The following is a 15,409-nucleotide window of genomic DNA, read 5'->3' on the forward strand; positions in this document are numbered from 1 at the left end:
TTGCGCGTTACCGACTAGAACGATTGTAACGGAGTTGACGCAGTCGTGTGGCTGCGCGGCTTTCGCTCATGCGCGCCGCGCAATAGATACGACGCACCACCACACGGGATTGGGTCATGTCGTCCGCATTCATTCAGGCTGCCGTCATTCTGCTACGCGAGGGTCTCGAGGCCATGCTCGTGATTGCCGCGCTGGCCGGCTATCTCAGGAAATCCGGCGGCGGCCATCGCGTGACCGCGCTCTATCTGGGCGCGCTGGCGGCGATCTTCGCCAGCCTGATCGCTGCCTGGGCCTTTGCGGTGTTCAATTCCGGCGATCACAGCGATGTTTTCGAGGCCATCGTCATCCTGTTTGCTGCAGGCCTGATGCTCTATGTCAGCGGCTGGCTGATGGTGAAGCAGGATCCGCGCGGCTGGCAGGATTATCTGGCGGCGAAAGCGGATCAGGCGCTCGCGCAGGATACGGGTCTCGCCGTCGCGATGCTGGCATTTCTGGCTGTGTTCCGTGAGGGTGCCGAGACGGTGCTGTTCATCAACGCGCTCGCGACCACCGAAGGCGGCTGGAGCGTCGGACTGTTCGGCGGTCTGGCAGCGGCGACCGCCGGTCTCGTCGTGCTGTTTTACTTCATCAACATGATTGCCCAGCGCATCCCGCTGCGGCCGCTGTTCATCATCACCTCGGCCTTCCTGTTCGTGATGGGCATCAAGTTCATCGGCGAAGCAATCCAGGAATTCCAAGAACAGGCGATGATCCCGGTCACCGACGCGCCGGGCAGTGCGTTCCTCACGGCAATCGGATTCAATCCGACGCTGGAGGCGCTGTCGATCCAGTCGCTGGTGGTGCTGTTCGCGCTGGCGACCTATTCGGTGTTCCAGCGCAATGCGCGCTTGATCCGCGAAGCGAAAGCGATGCGCGGTCAGGCCTAGCGCTTCTTAACCTCGCCCCGCTTGCGGGGAGAGGTCGGATTAGGAGCGAAGCGAGTACTCCGGGTGAGGGGGAGCCAGTGAGTGAAACACTGGCTCCCCCTCACCCGACGCGGACTGCGTCCGCGCCACCCTCGCCCCGCCTAGCGAAGCTTTGCTTCGCTAGGCGGGGCGAGGGAAGAACTTATGCGTTCAGCGCCTGTTCGAGATCCGCGATCAGATCTTCCTTGTCCTCGATACCGACAGACAGCCTGACAACATCGGGTCCGGCGCCGGAGCGCGTCTTGGCTTCGTCGTCGAGCTGGCTGTGGGTGGTCGAGGCCGGATGGATCACCAGCGAGCGGGTGTCGCCGACATTGGCCAGATGCGAGAACAGTTTCAGGTTCGACACCAAGCTGACGCCGGCGTCATAACCGCCCTTCAGGCTGAAGGTGAACACGGCGCCTGCGCCCTTCGGCGCATATTTGCGCGCGAGGGTGTGATAGCGGTTATCCGACAATCCCGAATAATTCACCGCCGCCACTTTCGGATGTGCCGACAGCCATTCGGCGACCGCCTTGGCATTGTCGCTGTGGCGCTGCATGCGCAGCGGCAGCGTTTCGATGCCGGTCTGGATCAGGAATGCGTTGAACGGCGACAGCGCCGGGCCGAGATCGCGCAGGCCGAGTACGCGGCAGGCGATGGCGAAAGCGAAGTTGCCGAACGTCTCCTGCAGCTTGATGCCGTGATATTCCGGGCGCGGCTCAGACAGCACCGGGTATTTGTTGCCTTTCGACCAGTCGAAGGTGCCCGCGTCCACGATGATGCCGCCGAGCGAATTGCCGTGGCCGCCGAGAAACTTGGTCAGCGAATGCACCACGATGTCGGCGCCGTGGTCGATCGGCTTGATCAAATAGGGGGTCGCCAGCGTGTTGTCGACGATCAACGGCACACCGGCCTTGCGGGCTACGGCAGCAACCGCCTCGATGTCGGTGATCGAGCCGGCAGGATTGGCGATGGACTCGATGAAGATCGCCTTGGTCTTGTCGGTCACCGCGCGCTCGAACGAGGGGACGTCATCGGGATCGGCCCACACCACGTTCCAGCCGAAGCTCTTGAAGGCGTGGCTGAACTGGTTGATCGAACCGCCATAGAGTTTGCGCGAGGCGATGAATTCGTCGCCGGGCTGCAGCAGCTGCTGAAACACCACGAGCTGCGCGGCATGGCCGGATGCGACGGCGAGGGCCGCGGTGCCGCCTTCCAGCGCTGCGACGCGTTCCTCGAGGACAGCGGTGGTTGGATTGGTGATGCGCGTATAGATGTTGCCGAAGGATTGCAGGCCGAACAACGAGGCGGCGTGATCCGCATCGTTGAAGACGAACGAAGTGGTCTGATAGATCGGCGTCGCGCGTGCGCCGGTGGTCGGGTCGGGCTGCGCGCCGGCATGGACGGCGAGGGTGCCGAAGCCTGGAATACGATCGTTCATCATCACTCCCTGTCGAATAGCGGTTTGTTGGCGCCAACCTGATCGGGCGCAGCGCCGCCGTCAAGGCGAGGCGGCATTTTGCCCTGACTTCGCAACAGTCGTGCTGCGCTGTGTCATTTCAAAGGAAATAAAATCGCGAAACGCACCGTCAGGCGGTGTCGTTCTTGTCCTTGTTATTTTGCTGCGCAACGCGATCGGCCGCAGCGGTGCTGCCACCGCCAAGGCTGCTGCGATTCAGCGACAGCCGCATGCCCTGGGTTGGAATCGGCGCGCGCTTGGAGCTGAGCGTGCGCGAATTGACACCCATCCACTGGATCTCCGACGACAGCCGGCCATATTCGATCTTGGGGCAGCGGTTCATCACCACCTTGATGCCTGCGGCTTCAAGCTTGGCGGCGGCCTCATCATGGCGCACGCCGAGCTGCATCCACACCACCTTGGGCAGCGGATCGAGTGTCAGCGCGATGTCGACGATCGGCATGACATGCTCGGCGCTGCGGAAGATGTCGATCATGTCGACCGGGCGACCGATCTCCTGCAGCGAGGCGACGAACGGCTTGCCCAGCAGGCTCTTGCCGACCTGGCCCGGATTGATCGGGATCATGTCGTAGCCGCGTTCGGCCAGATACTTGAACACGAAATAGCTCGGCCGCACGTTTTGCGGGGAAGCGCCGACCATCGCGACGGTTTTGACGGTGTTGAGGATCTCGCGGATATAGGCGTCGTTATAGCTGTCGTGGTTCATTTCAATTACCGGTCTTCCCACTTCGGCTCGCGCTTTGCGATGAACGCGCCGATGCCTTCCTCGGCATCGCGGGCCATCATATTCTCGGTCATCACTTCAGCGGCGAAGCGATAGGCATCCGCGAGAGTCATCTCGGCCTGGCGATAGAAAGCTTCCTTGCCGATCTTCACCGTATGCGCCGACTTGTGCGCCACTTGTTCTGCCAGCGCGATCGCCGCATCGCGTTCGGTGCCGGCGGGCACCACGCGGTTGACCAGGCCGATCTCGCGCGCGCGGTCGGCGGAGATAGGCTCGCCGGTGAGCAGCATTTCCATCGCCTGCTTGCGCGGTACGTTGCGCGACAGCGCCACCATGGGCGTCGAACAGAACAGGCCGATATCGACGCCGGGCGTCGCGAATTTTGCGTGCTCGGAGGCGATAGCGAGATCGCAGCTCGCCACGAGTTGGCAACCTGCAGCAGTGGCGACGCCTTGCACGGCTGCGATCACCGGCTTCGGCAGCCGCACGATGGCCTGCATCATGGCGCTGCAGATCGTCATCATATGCGCGAAATAGGCGCGGCCGCGATCGGTGTCTGTACGTCGCGCGGTAAGTTCTTTCAGGTCGTGTCCGGCGGAGAAGACCGAGCCGTTGGCGGCGATCACCACGGCGCGCACGGTCTTGTCGCCGGCCATGTCATCGAGGGCGGCGTGCAATTCGCCGATCAGTCCTTCGGAGAGGCTGTTGCGGGCGCCCGGACGATTCAGCGTCAACACGCCGATGCTGCCGACCGTTTCACGCAGAAGAATGGATGGCCGCGCTGTTTCCGCGCGTGCTGGTTGAACCATGACTTGAGATTCCATCGCTGGGCAGGACCGTCACCATATTGTAACAGGACGGCACAAGCGAGAGCAGGGTGGCGACATGACGACTGCGAAAATGAGCGTGGCTGAACTCGAGGCGTTTCTGAAGCGCGAGTTCCCGCAGGCCTTTGGCGCCGGCGATATTGCGATTGAAAGTGCTGATGGTACCACTTGCCTGCTGCGCCAGACCTATGGCGAACGCATGCTGCGGCCGGGCGGCACGGTATCGGGTCCGACACTGATGGCCCTGGCCGATTTTGCCATGTACGTCGTGCTGTTGTCGGCGATCGGCCCTGTGGGCCTCGCAGTGACCACCAGCCTGAACATCAATTTCCTGCGCAAGGGCCTGCCGGGGCAGGATGTGCTGGCTGCCGCCAAGCTGCTGAAGCTCGGAAAACGCCTCGCCGTGGGCGAAGTGACCCTGTTATCAGGCACTTCGGCGGATCCGATCGCCCATGTGACGTCGACCTATTCCATTCCGAACGTTGGGTAATTTGAAGGGTATTATAGAACCGTAATTATAACGCCATGATTTAATAGGCGAATTTTGCTATATTTGGCATTGACGGAATCCGGTTGTCTATCTAGAAACGCGCTTAGTTCGGCGGATCACCGCCGATATCCCCTTTTCATGGATATTCACAATGAAGACGTTTTCGGCAAAGCCCGCCGAGATCACGAAGAAGTGGATCGTCATCGACGCCACTGGTCTCGTGGTGGGTCGGCTGGCCACGCTGGTCGCAATGCGGCTGCGCGGCAAGCATCTCCCGACCTACACCCCGCATGTTGATTGCGGCGACCATGTCATCATCGTCAACGCGGACAAGGTGGTTTTCACCGGCCGCAAGCGCGACGACAAGGTCTACTATCACCACACCGGCTTCATCGGCGGCATCAAGGAACGTACTGCGAAGTCGATCCTCGAAGGTCGTTTCCCGGAGCGCGTTGTCGAGAAGGCTGTTGAGCGCATGATCCCGCGCGGCCCGCTCGGTCGCGTCCAGTTCGGCAATCTGCGTGTTTATGCCGGTGCAGAGCACCCGCACGAGGCCCAGCAGCCGGAAGCATTCGATGTCGGCGCTTTGAACCGCAAGAACAAGAGGGCCGCATAATGTCGGATACCATGCAGTCTCTCGATCAGCTGGCGTCGCTGAAGGTGTCCGCTCCGGATGCCCCGAAGTACGTCAAGAAGGTCGACAAGCAGGGCCGCGCCTATGCGACCGGCAAGCGTAAGGACGCTGTCGCTCGTGTCTGGATCAAGCCGGGCGCCGGCAAGGTTGTCGTCAACACCCGTGAAGTCGAAGTGTACTTCGCTCGTCCGGTGCTGCGCATGCTCATCCAGCAGCCGCTGGTCGCTGCAGCCCGCGCTGGCCAGTACGACGTGATCTGCACCGTTGCCGGTGGCGGTCTGTCGGGCCAGGCCGGTGCCGTGCGTCACGGCATCTCCAAGGCTCTGACCTGCTTCGAGCCGGATCTGCGCGGCGTCCTCAAGAAGGGCGGCTTCCTGACCCGCGACTCGCGTGTCGTCGAGCGCAAGAAGTACGGCAAGGCGAAAGCCCGCAAGTCCTTCCAGTTCTCGAAGCGCTAATTTCTGCTTCGATAAAATTTGCTGCAAATGCGGTGAATACAATTTTGAAAAGGGCGCCTTCGGGCGCCCTTTTTGCGTTCCGGGACATTCCGGATACCGACAGATTGATGCAGTTTTTCGTGAAAACTTGTGCAGGCGCGCAAACGGATTTCCAATCGGTACACTCGTATGTTCGATGATGGCGAAGAGGCCACTCCGAATCATGATGGTTTGGAAATCTCGCAACAATTGCCGGTGCTCAAATATGTCGCTCGATTCTTCCACGCTCTATTTGGTGGCAACCCTGGTTGCGGCGATGTTGGGCGGGATGCTGCTGTTCTTCGGACGACAGGAAAAGATCGCGGCCCTCAACTGGTGGGGGCTGGCTTACCTGCTCGGCGCCGTATCGGTCGCATTGTGGACACTTGCCGCGTCGCTCCTGGGCGACGTGCTGTCGCTGGCATTCAATGCCGTGGGCTTCGTGGCCTGCGGCATGGTGTGGAACGCTGCGCGCGTGTTCCATGGCCGCAGGCCGAGCTGGGCCGGCCTGTTTCTCGGCGCCATCGCCTGGATCGCTGTCATCTTCACCCTGCCGGCTGAGGCTGCGTCGCTGCGCATGACCATCGGCGCCGGCATCGTGGCGCTTTATGCGATGCTGACGGCGCATGAATTGTGGAACGAGCGTCGCAAGGCGGTGCAACGGCGGTGGCCGACCATTTTGGTGCCGATGCTGCATGGTTTCGTCCTGATGCTGCCGATCCTGCTCGGCGATCTGCTGCATGGCGATCACAGCAATTTCGGCAACAGCATCTGGGTCACGGCCTTTGCCATCGAGCTCGTGCTCTATGCGGTCGGCACGGTGTTCCTGATCTTCATGCTGGTGTCCGAGCGTGCGGTCACGGCGCACAAGGTCGCCGCGTCCTGCGATCCGCTCACCGGCCTGTTCAACCGCCGCGGCTTCTCCGAGGCTACGGCGCGGATGATCGAGCGCGAGGCGAAGGCCGGGCGTCCGGTCACGGTCATGATCTTCGACATCGATCACTTCAAGTCGATCAACGATCGCTTCGGCCATCCCGCCGGCGACGAGGTGCTGAAACTATTCGCCACGGTCATCACGCATACGCTGCGGATCACCGACCTGTCGGGCCGCATCGGCGGCGAGGAGTTTGCGGCGATGTTGCCCTGCAGCCTGGACGAGGCGATGCAGGCGGCCGAGCGTGTGCGCGAGGCGTTTGCGACCTGCGGCATCCAGGTCGACGAGGCACCGGTCGCGACCACCGTGAGTATCGGTGTGGCCGGCGGACCGGCCGGCACTGAACTCGACGTCCTGCTGGCTGCCGCGGACACTGCGCTGTACCAGGCCAAGCGCAGCGGCCGTAACCGCGTGCAGGCCGCGGAAGAAGAGCCGCTGTCGCTGGAGCAGGGGCGCCGCGCTGCGGCGATCGGGCAGGCGGCGAAGCCGAGCGTCGTGCGGGCTGCGGTCACGATGACGGCAAGCGGCGCGCGATAAAGGATCCGTTTACCATTCGATCCCTATGGTCATCGCATGATGACCTCGCCTGACTCGACTTCCAATACTGCTTTGATGTCGCTCGAAGCGGCTGCCGCTTCGGCCCGTGCCGGCTTTGCCTGCATGTTTTCGAGCTCGGACGAATACGAGACCGCACTGATCACCGAACGTCGTGCGCAGGGGCGCTACGGCGTGCAGCACGGCAAGCTGCCGGTCATCGCTTTCATCGGCTGCTGCGTCATGCTCGTCGGCACGGTTCTGCTGTTCGCCTGATCACTTTTCGGCGGCTCCTTCACCGAACCCCGACTTTGCGGTAAAGACACCGACCGTAAAACAAAGGGTCGGGAAACCATGATTACTGAAATCGCACAGATCGACGTCAAGCCGGGCACCGAGAAGGATTTCGAGGCGGCCGTCGCCAAGGCGAAGCCGCTATTCCTCCGCGCCAAGGGCGGCAAGGGTTTTGAGCTGCACAAGTCGGTCGAGATGCCGTCGCGCTACCGTCTCGTCGCCAAGTGGGAAACCCTCGAAAACCACACCGTCGATTTCCGTGGTTCGCCCGATTTCGCCGAATGGCGCGCGCTGGTGGGCCCATATTTCGAAACGCCGCCTTATGTCGAGCACACCGAGACTGTGCTGACCACGTAGGGGTAACCTAAACTCAGTCCCTCATGGTGAGGAGGCGCTTCTTCAGCGCCGTCTCGAACCATGGGCTGACTTGGCTCGAAGCCTGTGACCATCCTTTGAGACGCGCGCCTTCGGCGCGCTCCTCAGGATGAGGGATCAGGTTAAGCCGCCATCGCCTTATCCTGCGCGGAGGCTTCGTCCTCTTCGCGCATGAAATCGATGACGACCTTGACGATCGCCAGCACCGGCAATGCCAATGCGAGGCCCCAGACGCCGAACACCACGCCGAGCAGGATCTGGAACGCGAACAGTGTGGCTGGCGGAATATCCAGTGCCTGCCGCTGCAGGATCGGCGTCAGGATGTAGCTCTCCAGCGCATGCACGCCCATGAACAGCGCAAAGGCTGACGCGGCGGCGACCCAGCCCGAGGCAAGGCTGGCGAGCACGACGATCAACCCGCCGAGCAGGGCGCCGACGGTGGGAATGAAGGCGAGCAGGCCGGCCTGAACGCCGAGAATGAAGGCACTGGGAATCCCGATCAGCTTCAGTCCGATCCAGGTAATGGCGCCGACCACCACCATGGTGAGCATCTGCGCGATCAGCCAGCGCTGCAGCGTGTCGCTGATGCGATCGACGATAACCGTCATCGGCCCGCGATGTTTTCGCGGCGTCAGGTGCAACAGCCCTTTACGATAGACGCTGGGCTGTGCGGCAAACGACAGGCCCAAGAACAGCACGATGAAGAAGTTGCCGACCGCGCCGACGGTGCCGAGTAGAATCTTCAGTGTCTGGCTGACGATGGCGCCGCCTGATGACGCGATGGTGCCGGCGCTCGGCAAGCCGCCGCTGGACTTCGGTGTTGAGGTAGCGGGCGACGTGCCGGGCTCGGCGGGCGGATCCGACGTGATGCTGTTGAAATCGAAATAGCTGGTGTCGACACCGTGCTGCTCGAGATAGGTCTTTACGTTGACGACCTGTGACTTGAGGGTGCCGGACAGCGTCTTGGCCTGATTGGCGATGGTCGATCCGCCGAGATACATCACGCCCACCAGCATCGCGGCGAGCACGATGCAGATCATGACGAGCCGCATCGGATGCGGGCCGCCCATGAAGCGCCCGAATAATTCCGTCAGCGCATTGAGCGCTACGCCGAGCAGAATGCCTGCGAAGATCAGGAATAGCGTTCCCGAGAAGTACCAGGCGAATCCGATGAGGATCGCAAAGGACACCGTGGCGATGCCGCCCGCCGTGATCGCCCAGGTCAGGTCGCTGCGCGTCTGGACATTGGCTTCTGCGGGCACGGTGGATCCTCTGCATCGATTGGACTTTCACTGTTCCGTCAATTGCATCGGGGATCAAGACATATCGCCGCTTTGACGTCTCCGTCGCTATCGTGCATGGCCGATGAGGGAGGCCAATAATAATGAACATGCTGAAATGGGTCGGTCCGCTCGGACTGCTCGCGGCCCTGGTGATCGGCGATCAGATCAGGATCAACCGGCCCGCGCACAAATATCGGCTGACCATGGAGGTCGAGACGCCGGACGGCGTGAAGTCGGCCTCGAATGTCGTCTCCGTGCATCCCTATCGGGGCTACCAACCTGCCGGCAAGGTGACGTCACGGGGCGATGCCGTGGTCGTCGATCTCGGCGGCGGCAGGAATCTCGCCGCGCTGATGCTGCACGACGACAAGGGCAGCGCGGATTTCGACGGCGCCAATTTCGTGGCGATGCGCGCCTATCAGGCGGCGGGGCGCAAGATCGCCTTTCGCGACGTCAGCAGCCAGACCGGCGCCGTTCCGGTCACCGGCGAATTGATGCCGGTGCTGGCCAGTTTCACAGACCCCCGGGATGCATCGACGGCGCGACGGCTGCAGCCGGATGATCTGTCGCCTCTCGGCGCTGGCACGCGGCTGCGCGGCATCACGGTCGAGGCGGTGCCGAATGGTCTGTGGCCGATCGATTTCGGCGGGAGTCTCGGCGAACCCGTCACGCGCGGTGTCACCACGATGCTGCCGTGGGCCGCCAGCGAAGGCGAAGCAGCCAGGGCGCTTGCGGCGATAGGCTTCCCGAACACGCCTGAACCGGCGATGGCTCTCGCCCGGAAATAGGCGACAGGAGAAGCGCAACGAAAAAGGCGCCCCGTTTCCGGAGCGCCCTGATCGTTCGAACTGCGATCCCTACGGAATTACAGCGAGTAGTACATGTCGAATTCGACCGGGTGCGGCGTCATTTCGTAACGCATCACTTCGGTCATCTTCAGTTCGATATAGCTGTCGATGAAGTCGTCATCGAACACGCCGCCGTTCTTGAGGAAGCCGCGGTCCTTGTCGAGGTTCTCGAGGGCTTCGCGGAGCGAACCGCACACCGTCGGGATCGACTTCAGCTCTTCCTTCGGCAGATCGTAGAGGTCCTTGTCCATGGCCGGACCCGGATCGATCTTGTTCTTGATGCCGTCGAGACCGGCCATCAGCATCGCGGCGAAAGCGAGATACGGATTGGCCATCGGATCCGGGAAGCGGACTTCGACGCGCTTGGCCTTCGGGTTGGTGGTGTAGGGGATGCGGCAGGAGGCCGAACGGTTGCGCGCGGAGTAGGCGAGCAGCACCGGGGCTTCGTAGCCGGGGACCAGACGCTTGTAGGAGTTGGTCGACGGATTGGTGAAGGCGTTGATCGCCTTGGCGTGCTTGATGATGCCGCCGATGTAGTGGAGGCAGGTCTCGGAGAGATCGGCGTACTTGTTGCCGGCGAAGGTTGGCTTGCCGTCCTTCCAGATCGACTGGTGCACATGCATGCCCGAGCCGTTGTCGCCGAAGACGGGCTTCGGCATGAAGGTGGCGGTCTTGCCGTAGATGTGCGCGACCTGATGGATGCAATACTTATAGATCTGCATCTGGTCGGCCATGTAGGTCAGCGTGTCGAACTTCATACCGAGTTCGTGCTGGGCGGACGCCACTTCGTGGTGATGCTTCTCGACCTTGACGCCCATGCGCGCCATCGCGCCGAGCATTTCCGAGCGCATGTCCTGCACCGAGTCCTGCGGCGGGACGGGGAAGTAGCCGCCCTTGGTGCGGATGCGGTGGCCGAGATTGCCGCCTTCATATTCGGTGCCGGAGTTGGTCGGCAATTCGGACGAGTCGAGCTTGAAGCCGGTGTTGTAGGGGTCGCTCGAGAAGCGGACGTCGTCGAACACGAAGAATTCGGCTTCCGGACCGACGAACACGGTGTCGCCGATGCCCATGGACTTGACCATGGCTTCGGCCTTCTTGGCGATGCCGCGCGGGTCGCGGTTATAGGGCTCGCCGGTGGAGGGCTCGAGAATGTCGCAGGTGATGACCATGGTGGTCTCTGCGAAGAACGGATCGATCGTCGCCGTTGCCGGATCCAGCATCAGCATCATGTCGGACTCGTTGATCGCCTTCCAGCCGGCGATCGAGGAACCGTCGAACATGGTGCCTTCGGCAAACATTTCTTCATCGACCATCGAGACGTCGAAGGTCACGTGCTGCCACTTGCCGCGGGGATCGGTGAAACGCAGGTCGACGTACTTGACGTCATTGTCCTTGATGGACTGCAGGACTTCTTTGGCGGTCGTCATGGGGCTCCCTACCTTTTTTGCGGGCCGATTTCCGGGACGTAACAATCTGTCGTGACGATCAGGTCACAACGGCATGTTTTCAACAAGACAAACCGTCAACAACAGAAGGCTGCCGAAGCAGCCTTTTTGGTGACGCCTTGAAGCGTTGAATGTCGGATAGCACCCGGCTTGGAGAGCGTCCAGTCCGTCAGATCGCGTCGAGTCCGGACTCGCCGGTACGGATGCGCACGGCTTCCTCGATGTTCGACACAAAGATCTTGCCGTCACCAATGCGGCCGGTTTGTGCGGCGCGACGGATGGCATCGATCGCCTTTTCGACGAGGTCGTCGCCAATCACGATCTCGATCTTCACCTTGGGTAGAAAGTCGACGATGTATTCAGCGCCGCGATAAAGTTCGGCATGGCCCTTCTGACGGCCGAAGCCCTTGGCTTCCGTGACGGTAATGCCTTGCAACCCGACTTCCTGAAGAGCCTCTTTCACCTCGTCCAGCTTGAAGGGCTTGATGATGGCTTCGATCTTTTTCACTGAACGTCTCCCCGGCACTTCCAATCAGGCCGCAAGTTATTTGCCTCAAGTAGCTTTGACCATTGCGCGTTGTGCGCACACTGTTCGATACCCAATTTCGGGCGTTATTACGCTGCCGCCACGCCGCACAGACGAAATCTCGCCCGATGCGGTAGACGGTCGGCCACCCCTGTCTCTTAAACAGGTGTCTTTCAACATTTGCCGGTGAGCGCGACGGACCCGAAGCTGGCTTCCCTAAAAGCAGGGTCCGTGCCAAGTTCGCTCCTCGGCTATTTTTGAAGCATTATCAGGTTATTACATCGCACCTGACGAGGTTCGCATCAAGAGTATTCGATTACTTTTGCCTACATAGTGATCAAAGTGATCGCGTGATGTGCAGTTTTACTCTGCTGCGTTCGCGTGTGACGCGAGTGCCTTCCAAAAAGGCGTAATGAGAAGCGAGATGGATATTCTAACGACCGACGAGATGGCGCGCGCTGATCAACTCACGATTGCGGCGGGCACGCCAGGCTTCAAACTCATGCGCGCCGCCGGACGGGCGGTCGCGGATGTGGCGGGCGAACTGGCCGAGGAGGGGGCGATCCTGGTCGTTGCCGGTCGTGGCAACAATGGCGGTGATGGCTTCGTCGCGGCGGCCGAGCTCGCGGCGCAGGGGCGTGACGTTTCGGTGATCCTGCTCTGCGACCGGGCAACGCTGAAGGGCGATGCGGCGCTGGCTGCCAAGGGATGGAAGGGTGAGGTGCTGCCCTGTGATCCCTCCTTGATCGGGCAGCCGGCTTTGATCATCGATGCGTTGTTCGGCGCCGGGCTCAATCGTCCGGTCAAGGGCGATCCGCTGATCATGATCGACGCCATCAATGCGGCCGGCGTGCCCGTGCTGGCTGTCGACCTGCCGAGCGGTATCAACGGCGATTCAGGGGCCGTGATGGGCGGCGCTATCAGGGCGACCGAGACCGTGACGTTCTTCAGGCCCAAGCCGGGCCATCTGCTGGTGCCGGGCCGGGTGCATTGTGGCCGGCTGCGGGTGATCGACATCGGCATCGATGAGGATGTGCTGGCGGAAATCCGGCCGCAGACCTTCGAGAACAATCCGGACCTGTGGGCCGACGCGTTTCCGGTGCCGAAAATCAACAGCCACAAATTCTCGCGCGGCCATGCCGTGGTTGTCTCCGGCGACATCGCCGCCACGGGCGCTGCCCGGCTGTCCGCCCGCGCGGCGCTGCGCGGCGGGGCGGGGTTGGTGACGGTGGCGTCGCCGCGCGATGCGCTGGCGGTCAATGCCGCCGCGCTGACCGCGGTGATGGTGCGGCCGGTGGATACGTCGGCAGAGTTCGCCGCGCTGATCGGCGGCAAGGTGTCAGCCTGCGTGATCGGGCCGGGCGCTGGCATCGGCGAGCGGACGCGGATGTTCGTGGAGACCATCCTGGCCACGAAGCGGCATACGGTGCTCGACGCGGATGCGCTGACCAGCTTCGCGGAGATGCCCGAACGGCTGTTCGGTCTGATCAAGGCCAGCCCGGAATCCGGCGTCGTGTTGACGCCTCATGAAGGTGAATTTTCACGTATCTTCAGTAAGGTGGATGTGGAACATCCAGCAGTATCTAAACTGGAGCGGGTTCGTCTGGCGGCGCAAGAGTCAGGCGCTATCGTGCTGTTGAAGGGGCCGGATACGGTCGTGGCGTCGCCGGACGGCCGGGCTGCCATATCAGCCAATGCGCCGCCATGGCTGGCGACTGCCGGGTCCGGCGATGTGCTGGCCGGCATCATCGGCGCGCTGCTGGCGCAAGGCGTTCCGGCCTATGAGGCCGCCTGTATCGGCGTCTGGATGCATGGCGAGGCCGGCAGCGAAGCTGGGCCGGGGCTGATCGCCGAGGATCTGACCGAGGTGCTGCCGGCGGTGTTCCGTCGGCTCTACGACCAGCTCGGTATCCAGTACTGACGACCTCTCAGTCGACGCCGTACCAGCGGACCTGCCGCGGGGCGGCCCAGTCAGCGACGAAGGCCTCCATTAGCCAGCGCCCGACATTGTTGGCGGCAAAGGCGATGCGCTGGGTCTGACCGACGTCCAGCGCCAGGGTGTCGAGCCAGAACGGCTTCCAGCCGTCATCAAGTCTGTCGAGCAGGCGGACGTGATGGCCGTGGATCTGGAATATCATCGGGCTGGTGGCCCGGTTGGTCAGCGCAAGCACCACAGTGCGGCTGGGCTTGGTTCGGAATGCCGGCGGTGTGCTGGCGGACAGATCGATCGGCTTCACCCATTCGGGACTGACGGCGCTCAGGGCCATATCGACGCGCATCGCGCCCTTGAGATCGAGCTGAGCTGGCAAACCGTTGGAGGGCAGCGGCGCGGCGGCCGGCAGGGGCGTGGCCCGTAGCGGCGGATCGTTGGACATTTTGATCTGGCCGATCGGCCGGGCTGTCTTGCCGTCATGGAGCAGGATCGCCGAAGTCGATCCCGCCGGCCTGACGGCGTCGAGGAAGACGTCGACCCGGGTTCCGGGCGCCAGCACCACCTGATTATTGCGGGCAGGGAACGGCTCCGAGGGCTGACCGTCGATGGCCATCACACGGACCTCGTGATCGTCGAATTTCAGAGCAACCACATTGCGTTGGCAGCCGTTGATGAGACGGAGCCTGAGCCGTTCATTGACCCGGGCCGATAGCTCCAGCGTGGATTTCCGGTTGATCAGGAACAGCGCGGCGGCGTCTTTCGGATCGCTGGCGGGGGCGAGCAGACTGCCGTCCGGCCTGAGGCGGAAGTCCTCGATCAGCAGCACCTCGTCGCGGTCCACCTCGACCGGATCGCTCTCCTGGATGACCAGGCTGCGAACCTGGGACGGCAGCGCCTGACCGTCGCCGAGCAGGCGCATGTCCAGATACGACGTTCCGGCGCTGCGCATCTGCAGCTTGAACGCGTCCTTGGCCCCGGCGGCGACCGGCTTGCGGTCGAGCAGCGGCCCGATCCCGGACGAGCCGTTAATGCCTCGGCAGTTCAAGACGATAGGGACCGGCAGCTGATTGGCGAGTTGAACCGTGATCTCGTCGCCGCGGTTGAAGCGCAGCGGCCCCTTCTGGGCCGAATGGAGCGTCCAGGCCTCGGTGGAGGCACCGGGCTTCACCGGGAAGGGATCAGCCTTGGCCTGTAGCTCCAGCGCGGCGACGGCTTGCGCGAGGCTGACCCGGGGCAGAATCGGGGCGATCAACGTGCTCCCGGCGCCTGCAAGCAGGGTCCGGCGCGTGAGGGGGAGAAAGCGGTTCGTCATGCCCAAATCCCGACCATTTTGCCGCGCCAAAGTCCAGTTGCCGGGGCTGCGGCAAGTAAGCCGCTATGTGACCATTTTTTTGCTGCGAACCACGGTCCCCATGTTATAAGCCCGCCGCTCGCGACATCGCGGCCGGACATGATGTTTTTCGCGGGCGTGGCGGAATTGGTAGACGCGCTGGATTTAGGTTCCAGTGACGAAAGTTGTGGGGGTTCGAGTCCCTCCGCCCGCACCAAGCGCACATAGCGTTTGACCATGACGATTTTCGGACGTGTTTCCGCAAGGTTGGCCTTGCAGAGACAGTTCGCACCACCGGCGCAGGCTCTGGCCTGATGCCGCACAGATTT

General features: G+C 62.3%; 16 protein-coding genes and 1 tRNA gene. 10 read left to right on the top strand and 7 right to left on the bottom strand.

Going from position 1 to position 15,409, the window contains the following annotated elements:
- Positions 1-116: 116 nt before the first annotated feature.
- Positions 117-926 (top strand): FTR1 family iron permease, encoded by an 810-nt coding sequence (locus tag AB7828_RS03930; protein WP_441229462.1) that lies wholly within the window; start codon positions 117-119, stop codon positions 924-926.
- A 181-nt stretch (positions 927-1,107) separates the two neighbouring features.
- On the opposite strand, the gene AB7828_RS03935 is transcribed toward AB7828_RS03930, so the two are convergent.
- The 3 genes from AB7828_RS03935 to AB7828_RS03945 form a co-directional block, all read right to left on the bottom strand.
- On the bottom strand, positions 1,108-2,388 hold the full coding sequence (locus tag AB7828_RS03935; protein WP_068730964.1) for an O-acetylhomoserine aminocarboxypropyltransferase: 1,281 nt from the start codon (positions 2,386-2,388) through the stop codon (positions 1,108-1,110).
- 148 nt (positions 2,389-2,536) lie between these two features.
- Positions 2,537-3,133, bottom strand: a complete 597-nt coding sequence (locus AB7828_RS03940; RefSeq protein ID WP_175367108.1) for a CoA-binding protein — start codon at positions 3,131-3,133, stop codon at positions 2,537-2,539.
- Positions 3,134-3,138: 5 nt separating this feature from the next.
- Positions 3,139-3,960 (bottom strand): enoyl-CoA hydratase, encoded by an 822-nt coding sequence (locus AB7828_RS03945; protein WP_441229463.1) that lies wholly within the window; start codon positions 3,958-3,960, stop codon positions 3,139-3,141.
- 76 nt (positions 3,961-4,036) lie between these two features.
- Between AB7828_RS03945 and AB7828_RS03950 the strand changes: the two genes are divergently transcribed.
- From AB7828_RS03950 to AB7828_RS03975, 6 genes are all read left to right on the top strand, one after another.
- Positions 4,037-4,468 (top strand): PaaI family thioesterase, encoded by a 432-nt coding sequence (locus tag AB7828_RS03950; protein WP_093758792.1) that lies wholly within the window; start codon positions 4,037-4,039, stop codon positions 4,466-4,468.
- Positions 4,469-4,619: 151 nt separating this feature from the next.
- Positions 4,620-5,084 (top strand): 50S ribosomal protein L13, encoded by a 465-nt coding sequence (gene rplM, locus AB7828_RS03955; RefSeq protein ID WP_089264586.1) that lies wholly within the window; start codon positions 4,620-4,622, stop codon positions 5,082-5,084.
- Positions 5,084-5,560 carry a 30S ribosomal protein S9 gene (gene rpsI, locus AB7828_RS03960; RefSeq protein WP_089264585.1) on the top strand — a complete coding sequence of 159 codons (477 nt, stop codon included), beginning with the start codon at positions 5,084-5,086 and terminating at the stop codon, positions 5,558-5,560. Before rplM ends, rpsI begins: the two co-directional genes overlap by 1 nt.
- 244 nt (positions 5,561-5,804) lie before the next feature.
- On the top strand, positions 5,805-7,049 hold the full coding sequence (locus AB7828_RS03965) for a diguanylate cyclase (protein WP_441229464.1): 1,245 nt from the start codon (positions 5,805-5,807) through the stop codon (positions 7,047-7,049).
- Positions 7,050-7,085: 36 nt separating this feature from the next.
- Positions 7,086-7,322: a hypothetical protein gene (locus AB7828_RS03970; RefSeq protein WP_441229465.1), complete on the top strand. Its 237-nt coding sequence runs from the start codon at positions 7,086-7,088 to the stop codon at positions 7,320-7,322.
- Between the two features lie 78 nt (positions 7,323-7,400).
- Entirely contained in the window at positions 7,401-7,697 is a 297-nt protein-coding gene (locus AB7828_RS03975; protein WP_092142187.1) for an antibiotic biosynthesis monooxygenase family protein, read from the top strand.
- A 140-nt stretch (positions 7,698-7,837) separates the two neighbouring features.
- Here the strand turns inward: AB7828_RS03975 and AB7828_RS03980 are convergent, their stop codons facing one another.
- Positions 7,838-8,977, bottom strand: a complete 1,140-nt coding sequence (locus AB7828_RS03980; protein WP_089264581.1) for an AI-2E family transporter — start codon at positions 8,975-8,977, stop codon at positions 7,838-7,840.
- A gap of 122 nt (positions 8,978-9,099) precedes the next feature.
- On the opposite strand from AB7828_RS03980, the gene AB7828_RS03985 reads away from it, so the two are divergent.
- A complete protein-coding gene (locus tag AB7828_RS03985) occupies positions 9,100-9,786 on the top strand; it encodes a hypothetical protein (RefSeq protein ID WP_439058205.1) in 687 nt (228 codons plus the stop codon).
- Positions 9,787-9,863: 77 nt separating this feature from the next.
- Here the strand turns inward: AB7828_RS03985 and glnA are convergent, their stop codons facing one another.
- Together glnA and AB7828_RS03995 are read right to left on the bottom strand one after the other, a co-directional pair.
- Positions 9,864-11,273, bottom strand: a complete 1,410-nt coding sequence (glnA, locus tag AB7828_RS03990) for a type I glutamate--ammonia ligase (protein WP_068730911.1) — start codon at positions 11,271-11,273, stop codon at positions 9,864-9,866.
- 187 nt (positions 11,274-11,460) lie between these two features.
- Positions 11,461-11,799 (bottom strand): P-II family nitrogen regulator, encoded by a 339-nt coding sequence (locus AB7828_RS03995; RefSeq protein WP_068730910.1) that lies wholly within the window; start codon positions 11,797-11,799, stop codon positions 11,461-11,463.
- A gap of 442 nt (positions 11,800-12,241) precedes the next feature.
- Between AB7828_RS03995 and AB7828_RS04000 the strand changes: the two genes are divergently transcribed.
- The gene (locus tag AB7828_RS04000; protein ID WP_441229466.1) at positions 12,242-13,738 is read left to right on the top strand and encodes an NAD(P)H-hydrate dehydratase; all 1,497 of its coding nucleotides are present in this window, start codon (positions 12,242-12,244) and stop codon (positions 13,736-13,738) included.
- Between the two features lie 7 nt (positions 13,739-13,745).
- Here the strand turns inward: AB7828_RS04000 and AB7828_RS04005 are convergent, their stop codons facing one another.
- A complete protein-coding gene (locus AB7828_RS04005; RefSeq protein ID WP_441229467.1) occupies positions 13,746-15,062 on the bottom strand; it encodes a multicopper oxidase family protein in 1,317 nt (438 codons plus the stop codon).
- Positions 15,063-15,212: 150 nt separating this feature from the next.
- On the opposite strand from AB7828_RS04005, the gene AB7828_RS04010 reads away from it, so the two are divergent.
- A tRNA-Leu gene (locus AB7828_RS04010) sits at positions 15,213-15,297 on the top strand.
- Positions 15,298-15,409 lie beyond the last annotated feature (112 nt).

This window comes from Tardiphaga sp. 215_C5_N2_1 (genome assembly GCF_052076055.1).
Lineage (GTDB): Bacteria > Pseudomonadota > Alphaproteobacteria > Rhizobiales > Xanthobacteraceae > Tardiphaga > Tardiphaga robiniae.

What these genes read in the sequence shown, in the direction of transcription:
- AB7828_RS03930 (WP_441229462.1), top strand. Translation starts at nt 117, where the DNA reads ATGTCGTCCGCATTCATTCAGGCTGCCGTCATTCTGCTACGCGAGGGT.
- AB7828_RS03935 (WP_068730964.1), bottom strand. Translation starts at nt 2,388, where the DNA reads ATGAACGATCGTATTCCAGGCTTCGGCACCCTCGCCGTCCATGCCGGC.
- AB7828_RS03940 (WP_175367108.1), bottom strand. Translation starts at nt 3,133, where the DNA reads ATGAACCACGACAGCTATAACGACGCCTATATCCGCGAGATCCTCAAC.
- AB7828_RS03945 (WP_441229463.1), bottom strand. Translation starts at nt 3,960, where the DNA reads ATGGTTCAACCAGCACGCGCGGAAACAGCGCGGCCATCCATTCTTCTG.
- AB7828_RS03950 (WP_093758792.1), top strand. Translation starts at nt 4,037, where the DNA reads ATGACGACTGCGAAAATGAGCGTGGCTGAACTCGAGGCGTTTCTGAAG.
- rplM (WP_089264586.1), top strand. Translation starts at nt 4,620, where the DNA reads ATGAAGACGTTTTCGGCAAAGCCCGCCGAGATCACGAAGAAGTGGATC.
- rpsI (WP_089264585.1), top strand. Translation starts at nt 5,084, where the DNA reads ATGTCGGATACCATGCAGTCTCTCGATCAGCTGGCGTCGCTGAAGGTG.
- AB7828_RS03965 (WP_441229464.1), top strand. Translation starts at nt 5,805, where the DNA reads ATGTCGCTCGATTCTTCCACGCTCTATTTGGTGGCAACCCTGGTTGCG.
- AB7828_RS03970 (WP_441229465.1), top strand. Translation starts at nt 7,086, where the DNA reads ATGATGACCTCGCCTGACTCGACTTCCAATACTGCTTTGATGTCGCTC.
- AB7828_RS03975 (WP_092142187.1), top strand. Translation starts at nt 7,401, where the DNA reads ATGATTACTGAAATCGCACAGATCGACGTCAAGCCGGGCACCGAGAAG.
- AB7828_RS03985 (WP_439058205.1), top strand. Translation starts at nt 9,100, where the DNA reads ATGAACATGCTGAAATGGGTCGGTCCGCTCGGACTGCTCGCGGCCCTG.
- glnA (WP_068730911.1), bottom strand. Translation starts at nt 11,273, where the DNA reads ATGACGACCGCCAAAGAAGTCCTGCAGTCCATCAAGGACAATGACGTC.
- AB7828_RS04000 (WP_441229466.1), top strand. Translation starts at nt 12,242, where the DNA reads ATGGATATTCTAACGACCGACGAGATGGCGCGCGCTGATCAACTCACG.
- AB7828_RS04005 (WP_441229467.1), bottom strand. Translation starts at nt 15,062, where the DNA reads ATGACGAACCGCTTTCTCCCCCTCACGCGCCGGACCCTGCTTGCAGGC.